General features: G+C 68.1%; 18 protein-coding genes, 1 tRNA gene and 1 other RNA gene. 5 read left to right on the forward strand and 15 right to left on the reverse strand.

Translation table 11 applies throughout. The features are described 5' to 3' along the window. Positions 1 to 3 precede the first annotated feature (3 nt). The 8 genes from AC3WLZ_RS09665 to AC3WLZ_RS09700 all read right to left on the reverse strand — a co-directional run bounded on the left by AC3WLZ_RS09665 (position 4) and on the right by AC3WLZ_RS09700 (position 7358). The gene (locus AC3WLZ_RS09665) at positions 4 to 582 is read right to left on the reverse strand and encodes a TIGR00725 family protein (RefSeq protein WP_492469876.1); all 579 of its coding nucleotides are present in this window, start codon (positions 580 to 582) and stop codon (positions 4 to 6) included. Then, entirely contained in the window at positions 579 to 1547 is a 969-nt protein-coding gene (locus AC3WLZ_RS09670) for a carbohydrate kinase family protein (RefSeq protein ID WP_492469877.1), read from the reverse strand. The genes AC3WLZ_RS09665 and AC3WLZ_RS09670 overlap by 4 nt, the downstream gene beginning before the upstream one ends. Next, positions 1544 to 2503 (reverse strand): nucleoside hydrolase, encoded by a 960-nt coding sequence (locus AC3WLZ_RS09675; RefSeq protein WP_492469878.1) that lies wholly within the window; start codon positions 2501 to 2503, stop codon positions 1544 to 1546. Before AC3WLZ_RS09675 ends, AC3WLZ_RS09670 begins: the two co-directional genes overlap by 4 nt. A 92-nt stretch (positions 2504 to 2595) precedes the next feature. After that, the gene (locus AC3WLZ_RS09680) at positions 2596 to 3780 is read right to left on the reverse strand and encodes a hypothetical protein (RefSeq protein WP_492469879.1); all 1185 of its coding nucleotides are present in this window, start codon (positions 3778 to 3780) and stop codon (positions 2596 to 2598) included. 214 nt (positions 3781 to 3994) lie between these two features. Beyond that, positions 3995 to 4747 (reverse strand): GntR family transcriptional regulator, encoded by a 753-nt coding sequence (locus AC3WLZ_RS09685; RefSeq protein WP_492469880.1) that lies wholly within the window; start codon positions 4745 to 4747, stop codon positions 3995 to 3997. Between the two features lie 87 nt (positions 4748 to 4834). Continuing rightward, positions 4835 to 5704: an alpha/beta fold hydrolase gene (locus tag AC3WLZ_RS09690; RefSeq protein WP_492469881.1), complete on the reverse strand. Its 870-nt coding sequence runs from the start codon at positions 5702 to 5704 to the stop codon at positions 4835 to 4837. Then, a complete protein-coding gene (locus AC3WLZ_RS09695) occupies positions 5701 to 6222 on the reverse strand; it encodes an NUDIX hydrolase (RefSeq protein WP_412924767.1) in 522 nt (173 codons plus the stop codon). The genes AC3WLZ_RS09690 and AC3WLZ_RS09695 overlap by 4 nt, the downstream gene beginning before the upstream one ends. A 74-nt stretch (positions 6223 to 6296) precedes the next feature. Then, positions 6297 to 7358, reverse strand: coding sequence for a YihY/virulence factor BrkB family protein (locus tag AC3WLZ_RS09700; RefSeq protein WP_492469882.1), 1062 nt, complete (start codon positions 7356 to 7358; stop codon positions 6297 to 6299). Between the two features lie 339 nt (positions 7359 to 7697). Between AC3WLZ_RS09700 and AC3WLZ_RS09705 the strand changes: the two genes are divergently transcribed. Then, positions 7698 to 8114 (forward strand): hypothetical protein, encoded by a 417-nt coding sequence (locus AC3WLZ_RS09705; RefSeq protein ID WP_492469883.1) that lies wholly within the window; start codon positions 7698 to 7700, stop codon positions 8112 to 8114. Between the two features lie 182 nt (positions 8115 to 8296). Here the strand turns inward: AC3WLZ_RS09705 and AC3WLZ_RS09710 are convergent. Beyond that, positions 8297 to 8372: transfer RNA gene (locus tag AC3WLZ_RS09710), tRNA-Lys, on the reverse strand. Positions 8373 to 8474: 102 nt separating this feature from the next. On the opposite strand from AC3WLZ_RS09710, the gene AC3WLZ_RS09715 reads away from it, so the two are divergent. Together AC3WLZ_RS09715 and AC3WLZ_RS09720 are read left to right on the forward strand one after the other, a co-directional pair. Beyond that, positions 8475 to 9305, forward strand: coding sequence for an inositol monophosphatase family protein (locus tag AC3WLZ_RS09715; RefSeq protein WP_492469884.1), 831 nt, complete (start codon positions 8475 to 8477; stop codon positions 9303 to 9305). Then, on the forward strand, positions 9302 to 9880 hold the full coding sequence (locus AC3WLZ_RS09720) for a hypothetical protein (RefSeq protein WP_492469885.1): 579 nt from the start codon (positions 9302 to 9304) through the stop codon (positions 9878 to 9880). Before AC3WLZ_RS09715 ends, AC3WLZ_RS09720 begins: the two co-directional genes overlap by 4 nt. On the opposite strand, the gene AC3WLZ_RS09725 is transcribed toward AC3WLZ_RS09720, so the two are convergent. Then, a complete protein-coding gene (locus AC3WLZ_RS09725) occupies positions 9871 to 10125 on the reverse strand; it encodes a hypothetical protein (RefSeq protein ID WP_492469886.1) in 255 nt (84 codons plus the stop codon). The genes AC3WLZ_RS09720 and AC3WLZ_RS09725 overlap by 10 nt on opposite strands. A 60-nt stretch (positions 10126 to 10185) precedes the next feature. Here AC3WLZ_RS09725 and AC3WLZ_RS09730 point away from each other — a divergent pair, with 60 nt between their 5' ends. Then, positions 10186 to 10725 carry a YaeQ family protein gene (locus tag AC3WLZ_RS09730; RefSeq protein WP_492469887.1) on the forward strand — a complete coding sequence of 180 codons (540 nt, stop codon included), beginning with the start codon at positions 10186 to 10188 and terminating at the stop codon, positions 10723 to 10725. Positions 10726 to 10776: 51 nt separating this feature from the next. Here the strand turns inward: AC3WLZ_RS09730 and ssrA are convergent. After that, positions 10777 to 11147: a transfer-messenger RNA gene (gene ssrA, locus AC3WLZ_RS09735) on the reverse strand. Positions 11148 to 11277: 130 nt separating this feature from the next. On the opposite strand from ssrA, the gene AC3WLZ_RS09740 reads away from it, so the two are divergent. Then, positions 11278 to 11925: an SIMPL domain-containing protein gene (locus AC3WLZ_RS09740; protein WP_492469888.1), complete on the forward strand. Its 648-nt coding sequence runs from the start codon at positions 11278 to 11280 to the stop codon at positions 11923 to 11925. Positions 11926 to 11928: 3 nt separating this feature from the next. Here AC3WLZ_RS09740 and smpB read toward each other — a convergent pair whose 3' ends face one another. The 4 genes from smpB to prfB all read right to left on the reverse strand — a co-directional run bounded on the left by smpB (position 11929) and on the right by prfB (position 15597). Next, positions 11929 to 12405 (reverse strand): SsrA-binding protein SmpB, encoded by a 477-nt coding sequence (smpB, locus tag AC3WLZ_RS09745; RefSeq protein ID WP_412924774.1) that lies wholly within the window; start codon positions 12403 to 12405, stop codon positions 11929 to 11931. A gap of 51 nt (positions 12406 to 12456) precedes the next feature. Further along, the gene (gene ftsX, locus AC3WLZ_RS09750; RefSeq protein ID WP_412924775.1) at positions 12457 to 13374 is read right to left on the reverse strand and encodes a permease-like cell division protein FtsX; all 918 of its coding nucleotides are present in this window, start codon (positions 13372 to 13374) and stop codon (positions 12457 to 12459) included. After that, a complete protein-coding gene (gene ftsE, locus AC3WLZ_RS09755; protein ID WP_492469889.1) occupies positions 13371 to 14381 on the reverse strand; it encodes a cell division ATP-binding protein FtsE in 1011 nt (336 codons plus the stop codon). Before ftsE ends, ftsX begins: the two co-directional genes overlap by 4 nt. A 103-nt stretch (positions 14382 to 14484) precedes the next feature. Then, positions 14485 to 15597, reverse strand: coding sequence for a peptide chain release factor 2 (prfB, locus tag AC3WLZ_RS09760; protein ID WP_412924777.1), 1113 nt, complete (start codon positions 15595 to 15597; stop codon positions 14485 to 14487). Positions 15598 to 15651 lie beyond the last annotated feature (54 nt).

The following is a 15651-nucleotide window of genomic DNA, read 5'->3' on the forward strand; positions in this document are numbered from 1 at the left end:
GCGTCAGTCGGCGGCGGGCCCCGAATGCACGGCGAGGCTCGTGAAGCGGCGCGGCTCGTCCGCGCGGCGTAAAGCCTCGGCGACGGCATCCTCGGGCGTCGGCCCGAAGCTCACGGCGACCGTCCGCCGCTCGTCGAGCCAACGCTCCTCGAGGAGGACTGAACGGATGCGATCGGCCCAGCCCCCGGTCCCGGCGACGGCGACCACGGGGGTGCCGAAGTCGTAGGCGATGGTGAGCTCGTTCAGCGTGCCCGCTCCCCCGCCGATCATGACCACGGCGTCGCAGACCCGCGGCGTGAGCAGGTTGCGGATCGTGCCCATGCCCGTCGGGAACGCGATGTCGACGAACGCGCTCGCGCGCGAACGGTCCGCCTCGGGCAGGAACCCGATGGTCAGCCCATCGGCCTCCCGCGTGCCGCGCGACGCTGCGGCCATGACTCCCGTCGTTCCGCCGCTGACGAGCACTGCCCCGGCGCGCGCGACGGCCGCGCCGACGCGTGCCGCGACGTCGAGGATGTCGACCACGCTTCCCGGCGCGGTGTCCCCCGCGCTTCCGATGACGCCGATGACGCGTCTCCTCATGTTTCCTCCACTCCGGCCGCGATGAATCGGCGGCGCACGTCGACGTCATCCGGCGCGATGTGCGCCAGGTCCAAGGGCGTGCGCGCGGCGGTGGCGAACGATGCCGCGGCGGCGCCGGCGACGACGGCGGAGAGCAGGTCGCCCGTTTCGGCCATCGCGGAGGCGCACGCGCCGCCGAACACGTCTCCGGCCCCCGTCGGGTCGAAGGCATCCGGATCCCGGAACACCGGCACTCGCCATCGTCCCTCGCGGGTCGAGACGACGGCGCCACGCGACCCGCACTTCAGCACGACCGTTTCCGCACCCCAGTCATGAAACATCGACGGCAGGTCGCGCTCCTCGACGTCCGGCAGGAACACGGCGGCATCCGATGTGCTGGGGAGGAAGACGTCGACCGACGGGAGGACGTCCATGAGCGCGGCGCTGCCGGCGCGCGCCAGCTCGCTCCGGTCCGGGCAGTCCAGCAGGAGGTATCCGTTGCCGCGGGCGGCGTCCACGCTCTCCCGCAGGCGGGAGGTGGGCAGCAGGCCCAGGTACCAGGCTTCCGCCGATAGCGATGAGAGATCCCCCACCGACGGCAGCGTCGCGTGCAGGATTTCCGGCTGACCGGTGTTGTCGAGGAATCGATCGCGCTCGCCGGGCGGCAGATCCTCGAGCGCTCGAGGGTCGGCCGGGTGCGACCGGGACTCGTCGGCATCGTACGAGAAGCTCACGCGGAGACTCGGGACGTCGGATCGCCGTCGGATGCCGTCGATCCGGACACCGCAGTCCCGCAGACGCTCGAGGGCGCCCGCGGGATAGTCCGCGCCCACCACGGTGTGAACCGCAGCCGCTCCTGCGGCGAGGACGACACCCATCGCCGCCCAGAAGGCGTTTCCGCCGGGTCGGTCGACCTCGAAGGAGCCATCGGCGAAGCGCACGGCATCCAGGCTGAAACCGCCGATGACACGGGTGAGCGGGCTCATCCTGCCCCGGCCGGGTGCTCGAAGGCGGTTCGGACGAACTCTTCGACGAGCGAGCGGCGAGGCTGCATCGCGATGCGTACCGTCGGGCGGGCGGATGCCACGGGGGCGGGTCGCCGGTCGACACAGGTCATTCCGCGGGTGAGGGTTCCCTCCACCTCGACCTGGACGGCAGCCTCGAGGTAGTCGGCGGCGAGCGGGTCGAGGGCCAGCACGGCGGCGGTCGGGTCGTGCAACGGGAACCCGACGACGCCCAGGTCGCGGGCGTTGAAGTCGAGATACTGCGGGAGCATCGCCCGCACCAGGTCGGTCGACGGCGAGGACGGCGCACCGTTGATGCGTCGCATCTCGACGTCGGTGGTGCGGCACGACATCGTGATGTCCAGCGGCACGAGGATGAGGTTCCGTGCAGCACAGAAGACGCGTTCAGCGGCCTCGGGATCGTGGCGGATGTTGGCCTCCGCGTGCGGCGTCATGTTTCCGGGGACCGCGACCGCTCCACCCATCACGACGATCGCGCGCAGGAGGGTGTCCAGATGCGGTTCGAGCTCGAAAGCCCGACCGACGTTCGACAGGGGCCCCGTCGCCAACAGCACGAGCTCTCCCGGACGCTCCCGCGCGAGCCGCACGATCTGTTCCGCGGCGGACTCGTCGACGATCCTGCCGGGCGGTTCGTCGATGGATGCCATCCCACCGATGCCGTCGTCACCGTGGACCTCGGCGGCATAGTGGACGTCCTGCTTCCAAGGTCCCGTCTCACCACGCGCCACCGGAACCGCCCCCAGCCCCATCACGTGGAGGAGCTGGCGGGCGTTGCGCGCCGCCTGGACCGCGGAGGTGTTGCCGTGCACCGTTCCCACGGCGACGATCTCGGCGCGCCCCGAACCGACGAGGTACAGCAGCGCCATCGAATCGTCGATGCCGACGTCCATATCGAGGATGAGGGGAACGGGCGTCACGGTCGACATTCGTCGGTCTGCTCTCTCGTAGACGGTGCGGGGAGTCTGACGGCGACGGTGAGGGGGAAGGGCCCCCTCACCGCCGCTCGACCTCACTCGCTGGTGATCGAGGTGTCGATGAACTCGCTGTCGAAGATGTCATCCGCCGTGAGCCCGGGCTTGATCGTGACACCCGTGGCGCCGAGGAGCGACGTGATCTGCTCGAAGCTGCTCTCCGCGCGGCCGGGCGCAAAGGCCCCGATGGGAACGGACGGGTCGGTCCCGGCCATGAGGTGCATGTCCTTGAGAACATCCGCGCCCGCCTCGGCGACACCGGCCGAGTACACCCAGCCCGTGTCGTACTCCTCCGTCAGTTTCACGATGAGGGCGTTGGTCGGTGCCGGGTCGGCGAGGTATGCCAGAGTCGAGCGCTGCAGGATCGGCACGAGCTTGGTGAGGCACGGCGAGAGCTCCTCGAGGTCGGCCGCACGGACCGAGAGGGCATCCGGATACACGTCGTATCCGGCATCCTTCACCAGCTGGAACTCCACGGGCTTGTCCCACTGGGCGATCTCGTGCTCGTAGATGTAGGGCTCAGACGTGGCGAAGCCGTTCTGGGCGATGCTCGGGTCGCTGACGAACCGCGCCGGGCTGCCGTCGTACGAGTCGGACAGCTGGGAGTGCTTCAGGACGCCCTTCGCCACGAGCGCCTGAGCATAGAGGCCTCCCTTGGGGACGACGACCGTCGCATCCGTCTTGCCGATGTCCGCGATCGACGTCCAGTCCGGGTGGGTCTCGGGGTCCCACATGATGATCTGGGGGCTCTGCTGCCGGGTGGCGAACACACCGATCGCCGGCTGGTCGACGGCGCCGGCCACGCGGTCTTCGGTCGGGATGCTACCGAGGGTGATCGAGGTGTCCTGGTACATCTGCGAGATCACGGGCTGGTAGCCGATCGCGGAGCCGCCGGAGCGCACCTCGATCTGGACACCGGTGCTCTTGCCGCCATCGACGAGCGTGCCCGTGACGCTCTTCTTGTTGGTGTCGATCACGGCATCGGGTCCGACGAGTCCGTAGAACGGGCCGTGGTCGACCTCCGGCTCCCACGTCGCCTGCACGACGACGGTCGCGGGACACACGTCGGTCAAGATGCTGGCCTCATCCGCGAGCGGGATGGCCGGGGCGCTTGCGGCGGGAGCGGCGCCGGAGGCGCAGCCCGACAGCGCGGCCCCCGCGACGGCGAGAGCGGTGAGAGCGAGAAGCGGGCGGGGAAGGCGGTGCGCGGAACCTGGAATCACGGGAGAGCCTTTCGGGTAGGCGCCGAGGATCGATGTCGCGTTCGGCTGTGCGAGCCGCGTCTGCGGTCGAGACCGAGTGTTCCACTTGTAGGACAAGTTGGCGATAGTTCTCAGACAAGTTTACGAACGTGGAACGCGCGCGAAATGCGCGGCCGGAAAACGCAGATCGGCCCGCACGCGCGCGGGCCGGGGCGCCGGGTAGACGGCCGCGGGCTCAGCCGCGGGTGACGCGCCGCACCAGGACGTTGCGCAGATGCGCCGGTGCCGGCGTCTGCACCTCACGGCACCAATACGCCACCTCGCGAGCGGGGCCGAGACCGCAGTAGGTGAGGACGAGAGCGGACGCGGATGCTTCCAGACTCAGGGCCTCGCGCTCGTCACCGGCGAGCATCGCGGAGCCCAACCACACCGTCTCCCACGCCACGGCCACGCCGTTGAGGCGCTCGGCCAGGTCGAACACGGGCATCGACGGATCGAGATCCGGCTGCCACTCCGCGGTGGAACGTCCGTCGGTGACCGGGATGACGTCGTCGGCCATCACGTAAGGGTGCCCGTCCGCGCTCCACACCTTCCGTGTGCGCAGCACGCGCGTGCCGATCGGCAGGTCGTGGAACTGCTCCGGACCGTGGGGTGAGCGCTCGACGACGTCGTAGGCGGCGGACAGGACGCGGACGGACGGTTCGTATCCGGCACGTGCAATGGCATCCAGGTGGTCACGTTGCTGATCGACGCGCGTCCCCAGCTGGAAAAGATGCGAGTGGATTACCGTGCGCGCACCGTGCGACCGGTAGATGTATCCGCGCTCCTCGAGCCGGATCAGTGCCTCGCGGACCGAGGTGCGGCTGGCTCCGGTCTGCGCGGCCAACTGCGGCTCGGAGGGCATCGGGCGACCTTCTCGGTCGACGCCCTTCCAGATCTCGATGAGGACGTCGACGAGATGCTCGGGATCGGAGCGCTCTCTCGCCATCCACGAATCCTCACCGCTACGGAGCCAGATCCGCCCAGCCTAACCGGCGCCGGCACGAACCATCCCGGTCGCGAAGGCTCGGCGCCGTCAGCTCGGCGTGCGGGCGGCGTTCACGACGGCGCGTGCGCCCGCGTCGGACATCACGATCGAGTAATGGTCGGTGTCGGGTACTCGGCGGACATCCTTCAGTGAGGGGAAGGCTTCGCGCACGACGGTGAGGTCGGGATAGAGCGGTGGCACCTCGCCGCGGAGGCCGCGCTCGGCGGCGAGCAGCATCGTGGGTCGCGGCATCCGTTCGAGAGCGCGGGCGATGTCGACGCCGGTGTTCTGATCGATCGAGTCGGCCTCGACGGTCGCGAACGTCGTCGCCGGGCGGAGCTTCGGCTCCTCGCCGATGAGGTCGTACGAGAAGTAGGTGTCGAGCAGGGGGTCTTCCCGTCCGGTGAACGCCGGGTGCTCCCGCCAGAAGTCGCGATACGCCGCGCGGTCGGCGAATCGCATGTCCAGGCGCGCCGCGGTCGGTCCGAGCACGTGCCGAACCGCTTCGCGGGGCGGCATCCCCTCGGGCAGGTCCAGCGGCAGTCCGCCGTCGACCAGAATCACGCGGTCGACGCGATCCGGATGCCGATCCGCGAACACCGCCGAGACGAAAGCGCCCATTGAGTGCCCGACGACGACCGCCCGGTCGATGCCGGTGGCATCCAGGACGAGCGCGAGGTCGTCGGCGTGCCTCGCCATCCCCACCGGCCCCTCGACGTCCGCACTGCGGCCCCGGCCGCGCAGGTCGGGGGCCACCAGCCGCACATCGGCCGCTTCGCGAGCCACCCACGACCATGCGAGGTGCGACGCCGTGACGCCGTGCACGAGCAGCCACGGCAGGCCCCCGGCATCCGGATGCCACTCCCCCAGATGAAGCGTCCCTCCCGGGACCGAAACCGCGTGCGTGCGGTCGGTCACCGCTCGCCTCGGACCGCGACCTCGAGCTCTTCCCACAGCTGCACGAACCGGGCGTTCCACGGCGTGGCGAACGCACCCGCCTGCCACCGCCGACGCACCTCGTCGAGCGTGACCCACTCAGCCTCGAGCACCTCGTCGGGGTCGACCACGACATCCGGCTCGCCCTCGACATGCACGGTCCACAGGTCAAAGAGCGCGCGTTCCTCGACGACGCGTCCCACGAGCACGAGATCGTCCGGAAGGACGGAAATGCCGACCTCTTCGTCGAGCTCTCGGATGGCGCCCCGACGACTCGATTCCCCGCGCAGCGCGCTCCCGGCGGGAAACTCCCACGCCAGCGGGTAGTCCTTGCCTTCGGCGCGTCGACTCACCAGCACCCGACCCGTGGATGCCACCACGCATACGGATGCCACGATGTGGAACGACCCGGCGGGCACAGGCCCGTCACCCCGTCGGTGGAGGGTTCCGGTGGGCGTTCCCTGGACGTCGGTGACGTCCCACATCTCGTCGTCTGCCATGCCGCCATCCTCCCGCGCTGACCCCGCGGACGCGAGGGTCAACGCGCAGCGTCCGGGTCTCACCGGCGCGTCGCTCACTTCTCGGGGTCGTGATCCTCGCGAATGCGCCGACCCTCGGCGACATCCGCCGTCTCCTTCGCGTCCGCCTTCTTGATGGTGCGATCGTCCCGCGGCGGCAGCTGGATGTCCGCCTCGGCGGCGATACCGGCCTCGAGCTGCCGCGCGCGCTCCATCTCGGCGTCGAACTCGGCGCCAAACAGGAGCGCGAGGTTCGCGATCCAGAGCCACAACAAGAAGATGACGATGCCCGCGAGCGATCCGTACGTGCGGTCGTAGTTCGAGAAGTTGCCGACGTAGAGACCGAAGACGAAGGTGGCAAGGGCGAGCACGATGATGGCGGTGAGCGCGCCGATGCTGATCCAGCGGAACTTCGGCTGCTTCGCGTTCGGGGTCGCGTAGTACAGGATCGCCACCATCAGCACGACGATGACGGCCAGGACCGGCCACTTGAGGATGGACCACAGCGTCTGGGCGATGTCGCCAACGCCGAGGGCATCACCGACGGCGGTGGCGACCGGACCCGACACCACGAGGATCGTCGCCGCAATGAACAGCAGCACGATGCCGATCACCGTGACCAACAGCTGCATCGGCTTGAGCTTCCAGAACGGTCGACCTTCGTTGATCTCGTAGATGCGGTTCATCGCACGGCTGAAGGCGCTGACGTACCCGGATGCCGACCACACGGCGAGCACGATCCCGGTGATCAGCGCGAAGCCCGCCGCGGGCGAAGAGGCGATCTGCTCGATCGGCCCGCGGATGGTGTCCGCCGTCTCGCCAGGGGCCGCCTGCTCGATGATCCCGAGAATGGCGTCGGCAGCTGCCGTGCCCTGCCCGAAGACACCGAGCAACGAGAAGAGTGCGATGAGCGCCGGAAAGACCGACAGGACCGAGAAGTAGGTCAGGGCCGCCGCCATATCGATGCACCCGTCGGACCGGAACTCGCGCAGAGTCTTGCGCAGGACGTACTTCCAGGAGCGCTTGTCGAGGTCGTCGGGCGAGTCGGGCTTGGCCGGGTGTTCGGGTGCGGGAGCCCCACCCTTCGAGGTGAAGTGATTCGTGGTGTCGGAACTCATCGCCACAGTGGAGCCGGACAACGGCGGGGAAGAAACACCCTTGCGAAACGCCGGGCCGATGTGCGGCGGGCGGCGACAAGGGCAACCCCTGCGGCTCGAACCTACGACCCATCGAATGATGCAATACGCCCACCGAGATAGCCGGCAGCACGGCGGAGGCCGCTCGTCGCGCCATATTGAGCTGACATATCCCCCTGAGAGAATGACCCTGGGGGAACATGGCATAAGAGCGGGGGGCGACTATCTGATGCGGATCAGCAAGACAGTCTTGATGTTGGGTGCAGCGTTATCTGCATCCATCCTGATCGCGTCGTGCATCGACCCGCCAGGGTGCCAGTGATGAGAAAGATCCTCGCCGCAGCACCATTCGTGACAATCGCCGCCGTACTCACATCATGCTCGCTCGCGAGCGACCTAGATCCAACCCATGCGCCCGACAAGAACCTCGCAAGCCAGGCCGAGATCGCCACTTACGAGCGTTCGCGAGATTGGGGCAGCGGCGCTGGGGAAGCTCGCGGAGTGCTCGCGGAGATAGATGGATGCGTGCGCCTGGACAACTCGAGGGTCCCTGTCTTCCCGTCCGATCAGGCTACTTGGGACGGGGAAACTCTCACGTTCGGCGAGGATCAGTATCGAGTCGGCGACACCATCACGTTCGCCGGCAACGAGATTGGCGATCCGAGCGAGCTAGAAGCAGAGATTCCAGCGGGCTGCTCTGCGGGCCCATTCTGGATCGTCGGACCGCACCGTGAATAGGACACAAACGCGCCGATCACCGAGCGTGAAGCGGATTGCCGGACGGTTCCTTCGTTCGGCACGGCAAACGCTGACTAAACGCACCTCACGCCGCTCGAGACGCCGGACCGCCCAGCGTTGCTCGGCCCGAAATCGGCGGAAGGCCCAGTCACTGCTTTTACACAGTGACCGGGCCTTCCTTGTGGTGCACCCCCTGGGACTCGAACCCAGAACCCACTGATTAAGAGTCAGTTGCTCTGCCGATTGAGCTAGAGGTGCGTTCCGTTGGCCCGAAAACAGCGTTCCGAACCGAGGGATTACGTTACCAGGCGTGACAGGAGCTGACCAAATCGGCCCAGGCTCGCCGTCTATCCTGGACGGGTGTCTCCCATCGATGAGCCGCTCTCGTCCGCCGCGCCTGAGTCGTTGAGCGATGACCTCGCGCTCGCGCTCCGACTCGCCGATGCGGCAGACGCTGTCGCGATGGCACGCTTCGACGCCTCCGACCTGCAAATCGACACGAAGCCCGACCGCACCCACGTCACCGAGGCAGACCTGGCCACCGAGCGGGCGATCCGGGTGATTCTGGATGCCGAGCGCCCCGACGACGCGATCCTGGGCGAGGAATACGGCACCTCGGGCGACACCGCACGCCGGTGGGTGATCGACCCGATCGACGGGACGCACAACTACATGCGCGGCATCCCGGTCTGGGCGACGCTCATCGCCCTCACCGTCGACGGCGTACCACAGGTCGGCGTCGTCAGCCAGCCCGCGCTCGCCCGGCGCTGGTGGGCCGCAACAGGACAGGGCGCATGGACGAACGGCCAGGACGGCGAGCCCCGTCGCATCCATGTCTCCGGCGTCGACGACATCGCGCACGCGAGCATCAGCTTCCAGAGCATCGAGCAGTGGGACGACGTCGACCTCGTCCCGACCCTCGAGCGTCTCGCGCGCGCCGTGTGGCGTGACCGCGGATACGGCGACGCCCTCCCCTACATGTGGCTGGCGGAAGGGCGCCTCGAGCTGGTGGCCGAGTTCGGCGTGAAGGAGTACGACATCGCGGCCATCGCACCGATCGTCCGCGAAGCCGGTGGTGCCTTCTCGGCGTTCGACGGTTCTGACCGCCTCGACGCGGAGTCGTCGCTCGCGACGAACGGCGTGCTCCACGACGCGTTCCTCGCCCTTCTTCACGAGGAGGACACGCCGTGACACGACGCATCCTCGCCGCCGCGTCCGCCGCGCTCCTGACCGCCATCGCGCTCACCGCGTGCGCCCCGAACACCGCACCGCAGGCGGCACCCTCCGCGGCGCCGACGGATGCCGCCCCCGCAGCGACCGCCGAGCCCTCGCCGAGCGACGACACGGATGCCAGCGCCGACCCCACATGCGAGACGATCATCCTCTCGTCGACCGCGGCGGACTTCACCAGCATCGGATGGAAGCCGCAGCAGGAGCCCTTCCGGGTCGGCGCGACCGAGGTGCCCGGAGGCATCCTGTGCAAGTGGAGCGATGGTTCGGCGACCGCCTCGAGCGTGCAGATGTTCGGATGGGCGCCCATCGACGGCACCGCCGCCGACAAGGCCGAAACCGACCTCCTCTCTTCGGGATGGAAGCGCGAGGAGGGCAGCAACGGCCAGGTGTACGTGACCGAGAACCCGGACTGGCTCGCCGGACGCGGCGCCGACGGCTACGGCATCACGTACCTCTTCGGCGACGGATGGGTGACCGTCGCCGACACGAAGCAGAGCCTCGTGCTGATCGACTGGCCCCCGTCTCAGCGGTAGGGATTCTCCGCGTCGAGAGCACCGGATGCCGCGTGCCCCTGGTCCCACGCGTCGCCCCGCGCTTCGCGCTCGCGCCAGAGCGCGTCGGTCTGCAGCACGCGCTGCGCCAGTGCGACCCAGTCGCTCCACCCGGCGGAGGGCACCGACTCACCGTCCGACGCGACGGCACGCCACCTCGAGGAGTCGGCATCCGGTTCCAGCTGAAAGGGTCCGACATCGATTCGGTGCGCGCGGGGATCGGGCATGCTCCGACGGTAGGTCTCCCGCGCGGCGCCGGGCAAGCCGGTCGCGTAGGCTCGGTCGTCGTGGCTATCGGCGCGACCATTCACACGTTCACGGTGCAGCTCTCGGACGTCGATCGCGGCGTGTACGACGAGCTGCAGCTGCGCGTCGCCCGGCATCCGTCCGAGACCGACCCGTACATGCTCACGCGCGTCCTGGCCTACTGCCTCGAGTACGAAGAGGGCATCACGTTCAGCGAGGGCGTTTCGGCCACCGACGAACCGGCCGTGATGGTCCGCGATCTGACGGGTGCGCTCGTCGCGTGGATCGAGGTCGGAGCACCGGATGCCGCCCGCCTCCACACCGGCAGCATGAAGGCCGAGCGCGTCGCGATCTACACGCACCGCGACCCCGAGAAGGTCGCCGCGCCGTGGGCGGGCAAGCGGATCCACCGGGCCGAGGATGTACTGCTGCACTCGTTCGACGCCGGTTTCGTGGAGCGGATGGCGGCGGCGATCGAACGTCGCAACACCGCCACGCTGACGCGCACCGAGGGTCGCTTGTACCTCGAGCTCAACGACGCCTCGGCCGAGAGCGACGTGCACACGCGCGCGGCGGCATAGAAAAACCCTCGTCCGCGAAGTGCGGGCGAGGGTTTCTCCGGTGACGATGGTTCGTGGAGCTGGGGGGAATCGAACCCCCGTCCAACGCTGGGTCTCCGCGTTTTCTCCGGGCGCAGTCTGTGCAGACGTTCTGCTCGGCCCCGACCTTTGTCACAGACACCTAAGTCGACAGGCCCAGTCCGGGAAAAGTCCCGCGTGACGTCCGGACGCCGTCACGCAGCAAGACCCCTAAATGACGCCAAGATCCGTGGCGGGGTCACACACGGCTTGACGGACTATCGGGCTCGCTTAGGCAGCGAGGGCGAAGTCAGTGCGCTTAGCATTGGCACTTATTGTTTTGCAGGGAGCGTTTACGAGATAACCCCACATCCTCGGCCCGCTTTCTCGCGGGTTCGCAGGCGCTGTCGAAACCGATCAGCCCCGGGAACTCCGTGAAGGAGCGACCATCGTCACACTGTTGACTTACCAATCGGATGCCGAGACACCCGAGCATCACAGTCTACAACGCGGCAACACTCAGCGCATTCCCGAACGCTCGCATAGGCTCGCCGCATGAGCCAGGTCACCATCACCGTCCGAGGCGAGAGCGAGAGGCGCGTGCGCGCCGAAGAGGCGGCGGTGCGCGTCACCGTGGCCACCGACGGGCCGGCACGCGGTCCCGTGGTCGAACGCGCGCAGGAGCGGGCGGCATCCGTGCAGGACGGTCTGGTCGCGCACCTGCGCTCGGGCGAGGTCTCCGAGTGGTCGAGCGCACGGGTTTCGGTCTGGTCGGACCGACCGTGGAACAGCGAGGGCGTGCAACTGCCGCTGGTGCACCACGCGAGCGTGGAGCTGTCAGCGACCTTCACCGACGCGGGCGCGCTGTCCTGGTGGCTCGGCGAGGTCGCCGAGTCCGACGACGTCCAGGTCACGGCCGTCGATTGGCGCCTCGCGCGTGAAACGCGTGTGAGCGTGGAACGGAAGGTCGCCGCGTCGGCGGTCCAGGTCGCCGTGGAGCGCGCCGCCGCGTACGCCGAGGCGCTGGGCCTGGCATCCGTCACCGCGGTGGAGATCGCGGACGCGGGCCTCCTGGAATCGCGACCGGATGCCGCGGCCCCGCGCATGATGTTCGCGAAGGCCGACTCGAGCCCCTCGTTCAGCCTGCAGCCGCCCGAGCTCGTCGTCAGCGCGACCGTCGAGGGACGCTTCGTCGCCGAGTAAGGCTCAGTCGCCGAGGCGGTTCCGGGTGCGCATGGCCCGTTCCGCCTCGCGCTTGTCTTCGCGCTCGCGGATGGTCTGCCGCTTCTCGAACTCGCGCTTGCCCTTCGCGACCGCGATCTCGACCTTCGCGCGACCGTCGAGGAAGTAGAGCCGCAACGGGACGAGGGTGTACCCACCGGCCGCGACCGCGTGCGAGAGCTTGATGATCTCGTCCTTGTGCAGCAGGAGCTTGCGCGTGCGCTTGGCCGAATGATTGGTCCAGTGCCCCTGCGAATACTCGGGAATGTGGACCGCGTCGAGGTAGGCCTGACCGCCGTCGATGTAGGCGTACCCATCGGTGAGGTTGGCGCGCCCCTGACGGAGCGATTTCACCTCGGTGCCCGTGAGCACCAGACCGGCTTCGTACGTCTTCTCGATGGCGTAATCGTGACGCGCCTTCTTGTTCGACGCGATGAGCTTCTCACCCTGCTCACGAGGCATGGTGCCACCTCCTCATGATCTCGGGCACACAGAGCCCCTCAGTCTACGCGATCAGGCACGCAGCCAGCGGCGTATCGCGAAGCTCGCGCTCAAGGCGGCCAACAGCACACCGATCACGATGATCACCGGGATCACGATCGCGACGTCAGAGAACCCGACCCACGACGTGATGAAGCTGATGCGGTCGCGCAGATACTGGTTCACCCCGACACCGACGATCGCCCACACCGCGACGCTCGCGAGTGCCGAGCCGATGAGGGCCGCCAGCACGCCTTCCAGAACGAACGGGGTCTGGATGAACCGATTGGACGCCCCCACCAGTCGCATGATCCCCAGTTCGCGCCGTCGGGCGAACGCCGACAGACGGATCGTCGTGGCGATCAACAGGACGGCGGCGACGAGCATCAACCCCGCGATGCCGACGGCGACATAGGTCGCCACAGTCAGTGTCTGGAACAGCGGTTCCAGATACTGCATCTGGTCGGTGACCTCTTCCACGCCGGCCTGATTGCTGAACGCCTCGGAGATGACATCCGATTGGCTCTGATCGACGAGATTGATGTTGAAGGTCGCGTTGAACTGTTCGGCCGTGACCACGCCGGCGATGTCTTCGGGCAGCTGCGACTTGGCATCCTCGAACACCTGCTCGCTCGTGGAGAAGGTGTAGTTGCGGATGAGCGGCGCGAGCGCGGGCCCGTCGAGCGTCGCCGTGACCTGGTCGATCTGCTCCTGGGTCGCCGCCGTGCCCGCGGTGCAGGACGGGGCATCCGACACGGTGGCGCACATGAACACGGCCACCTGCGCACGATCAGCCCAGTACGACTGCATCTTGCCGATCTGCATCTGCATGAGCATCGCCGCGCCGACGAAGGTCAGCGACACGAACGTGACCAGGATCACCGAGATGACCATCGAGGCATTGCGGCGGAGACCGCTGAACGCCTCCGAGAGGATGAGACCGAGCCTCATGAGGTGGGCCCCACTTCGTCGTCGCGGTCGTTCTTGTCGGCGAGGCCGAGGCGGTCGGCGAGTCCCAGCGCGTCGACGTCCGGCGTGGTCACCGGCACCGAGCGCGTGTTCGTCGTCGGCTCGCTCGAAGCCGCGGATGACGAAGCGTCCTCGGCGACCCGCTCCGCCTGCTCCGCCACCGCGCGAGCGGCGTCGGCGAGGTTCAATGGCTCGACGGCACCCGTGATGTGCGCGACCTCGCGTTGCACCTCGAGCACCGCGGTGAGGGCCGCGACCGCGGCGGCACCCTTCTCGACCTCGGGCGCCAGTCGCGGGAGTCCGGACGTGTCGCCGTAGCCCCCGCGTCGTTCATCGCGGACCATCTCGCCGTTGCTCAGCTCGATCACGCGACGCTGCATCTGGTCGACGAAGCCGGCCTCATGCGTGGCCATCACGACCGTGGTGCCACCGGCGTTGATGCGGGCCAGCAGCTGCATGATGTCGATCGACGTGCCGGGGTCGAGGTTTCCCGTCGGCTCGTCGGCCAGCAGCACCTGGGGACGATTCACCAGGGCGCGGGCGATCGCCACGCGCTGCTGCTCACCGCCGGAGAGCTCGTGCGGCAGGCGCTTCTCTTTCCCGTCGAGCCCGACCAGCGCGAGCACTTCCGGAACCGCCTGCTGGATGAACCCGCGGGAGGCACCCGTGACCTGCAGAGTGAACGCGACGTTCTGGTGAACGGTCTTGTTGGGCAGCAGACGGAAGTCCTGGAACACCGACCCGATATGGCGCCGGAAGTACGGAACCTTCCGATTCGAGAGTGTGCGCAGGTCGCGTCCGAGGACGACGACCCTCCCCTCGCTCGGCGTCTCCGCCCGGAGGATCAACTGCAAGCACGACGACTTGCCGGAGCCCGAGGCCCCGACGAGGAAGACGAACTCTCCGCGCTGCACCTCGAAATCCACAGCGTTCAACGCTGGTCTCGTGGTGCCGCGATACCGCTTGGTGACGTTCTCGAACCGGATCATGGCTCGACGAGCCTAAGCGCGCGATTTGTCCAACCCGAGAGGACGCGCCGGGGGACGAAACCGGGAGGATCCTATGGATGCCGCGGGCTGCGGCATCCATTGATCAGTCGTCGTCGTCCTTGCGCTTGCGCCAGCGGATGCCGGCAGCGATCAGACCGTCGAGGTCGCCGTCGAACACGACGGCGGGGTTGCCGACCTCGTACCCGGTGCGCAGGTCTTTCACGAGCTGCTGCCCGTAGAGGAAGTACGACCGCATCTGGTCGCCCCAGCTCGCCGTGATGGTTCCGGCAAGCTCTTTCTTCTTCGCGGCTTCCTCTTCGCGCTTGAGCAGCAGTAGGCGCGTCTGGAGGACGCGCATGGCCGCGGCGCGGTTCTGGATCTGCGACTTCTCGTTCTGCATCGAGACGACGAGGCCCGTCGGGATGTGCGTGATGCGCACGGCGGAGTCGGTGGTGTTGACCGACTGACCGCCGGGGCCCGAGGACCGGAAGACGTCGACGCGGATGTCACCTTCGGGCACCTCGACCTCGACGGCCTCCTCCATGACGGGAATGACCTCGACGGCGGCGAAGCTCGTCTGGCGCTTGTCGGCACCGCCGAAGGGGCTGATCCGCGCGAGGCGGTGCGTGCCGGCCTCGACCGACAGCGTGCCGTACGCGTAGGGCACGTCGATCTCGAACGTCGCGGACTTGATGCCCGCGCCCTCGGCGTACGAGGTGTCCATGACCTTCACGGGGTACTTGTGACGCTCGGCCCAGCGCAGGTACATGCGCAGAAGCATCTCGGCGAAGTCGGTGGCGTCGTCGCCACCCGCGCCGGAGCGGATCGTGACGACCGCCGAGCGGGCGTCGTACTCTCCGTCGAGGAGCGTCTGCACCTCGAGCTGGCCGATGACCTCGCGAAGCGACGCGAGCTCTTTGCGGGACTCCTCGGCCGAGTCCTCGTCATCCATCTCGATCGCGAGACCCACGAGCACCTCGAGGTCGTCGAGACGCTGCTCGATTTCGGTGATGCGCTTGAGCTCTGCCTGCCGGTGGCTGAGCCGACTGGTCACCTTCTGCGCGTTGTCGACGTCGTCCCACAGGTCGGGGGCGCCGGCCTCTTCGCTCAGGCGTTCGATGTCAGCGGTGAGTGCGTCGACGTCGACCACGGCCTGGATATCGGCGAAGGTCGAGCGCAGCGCCTGGATGTCGGCGGTCAAATCGAGTTCGAGCATTTGCGATCAAGCCTATCGTGGAGTCGGTGACAGCCGACTCTCCCCGGAACGTGC

The organism is Microbacterium sp. FW305-3-2-15-F-LB2 (assembly GCF_058787255.1).

Coding starts and splice junctions, on each gene's coding strand:
- AC3WLZ_RS09665 (WP_492469876.1), bottom strand. CDS start 582: ATGAGGAGACGCGTCATCGGCGTCATCGGAAGCGCGGGGGACACCGCG.
- AC3WLZ_RS09670 (WP_492469877.1), bottom strand. CDS start 1,547: ATGAGCCCGCTCACCCGTGTCATCGGCGGTTTCAGCCTGGATGCCGTG.
- AC3WLZ_RS09685 (WP_492469880.1), bottom strand. CDS start 4,747: ATGGCGAGAGAGCGCTCCGATCCCGAGCATCTCGTCGACGTCCTCATC.
- AC3WLZ_RS09695 (WP_412924767.1), bottom strand. CDS start 6,222: ATGGCAGACGACGAGATGTGGGACGTCACCGACGTCCAGGGAACGCCC.
- AC3WLZ_RS09700 (WP_492469882.1), bottom strand. CDS start 7,358: ATGAGTTCCGACACCACGAATCACTTCACCTCGAAGGGTGGGGCTCCC.
- AC3WLZ_RS09705 (WP_492469883.1), top strand. CDS start 7,698: ATGAGAAAGATCCTCGCCGCAGCACCATTCGTGACAATCGCCGCCGTA.
- AC3WLZ_RS09725 (WP_492469886.1), bottom strand. CDS start 10,125: ATGCCCGATCCCCGCGCGCACCGAATCGATGTCGGACCCTTTCAGCTG.
- AC3WLZ_RS09740 (WP_492469888.1), top strand. CDS start 11,278: ATGAGCCAGGTCACCATCACCGTCCGAGGCGAGAGCGAGAGGCGCGTG.
- smpB (WP_412924774.1), bottom strand. CDS start 12,405: ATGCCTCGTGAGCAGGGTGAGAAGCTCATCGCGTCGAACAAGAAGGCG.
- ftsX (WP_412924775.1), bottom strand. CDS start 13,374: ATGAGGCTCGGTCTCATCCTCTCGGAGGCGTTCAGCGGTCTCCGCCGC.
- ftsE (WP_492469889.1), bottom strand. CDS start 14,381: ATGATCCGGTTCGAGAACGTCACCAAGCGGTATCGCGGCACCACGAGA.
- prfB (WP_412924777.1), bottom strand. CDS start 15,597: ATGCTCGAACTCGATTTGACCGCCGACATCCAGGCGCTGCGCTCGACC.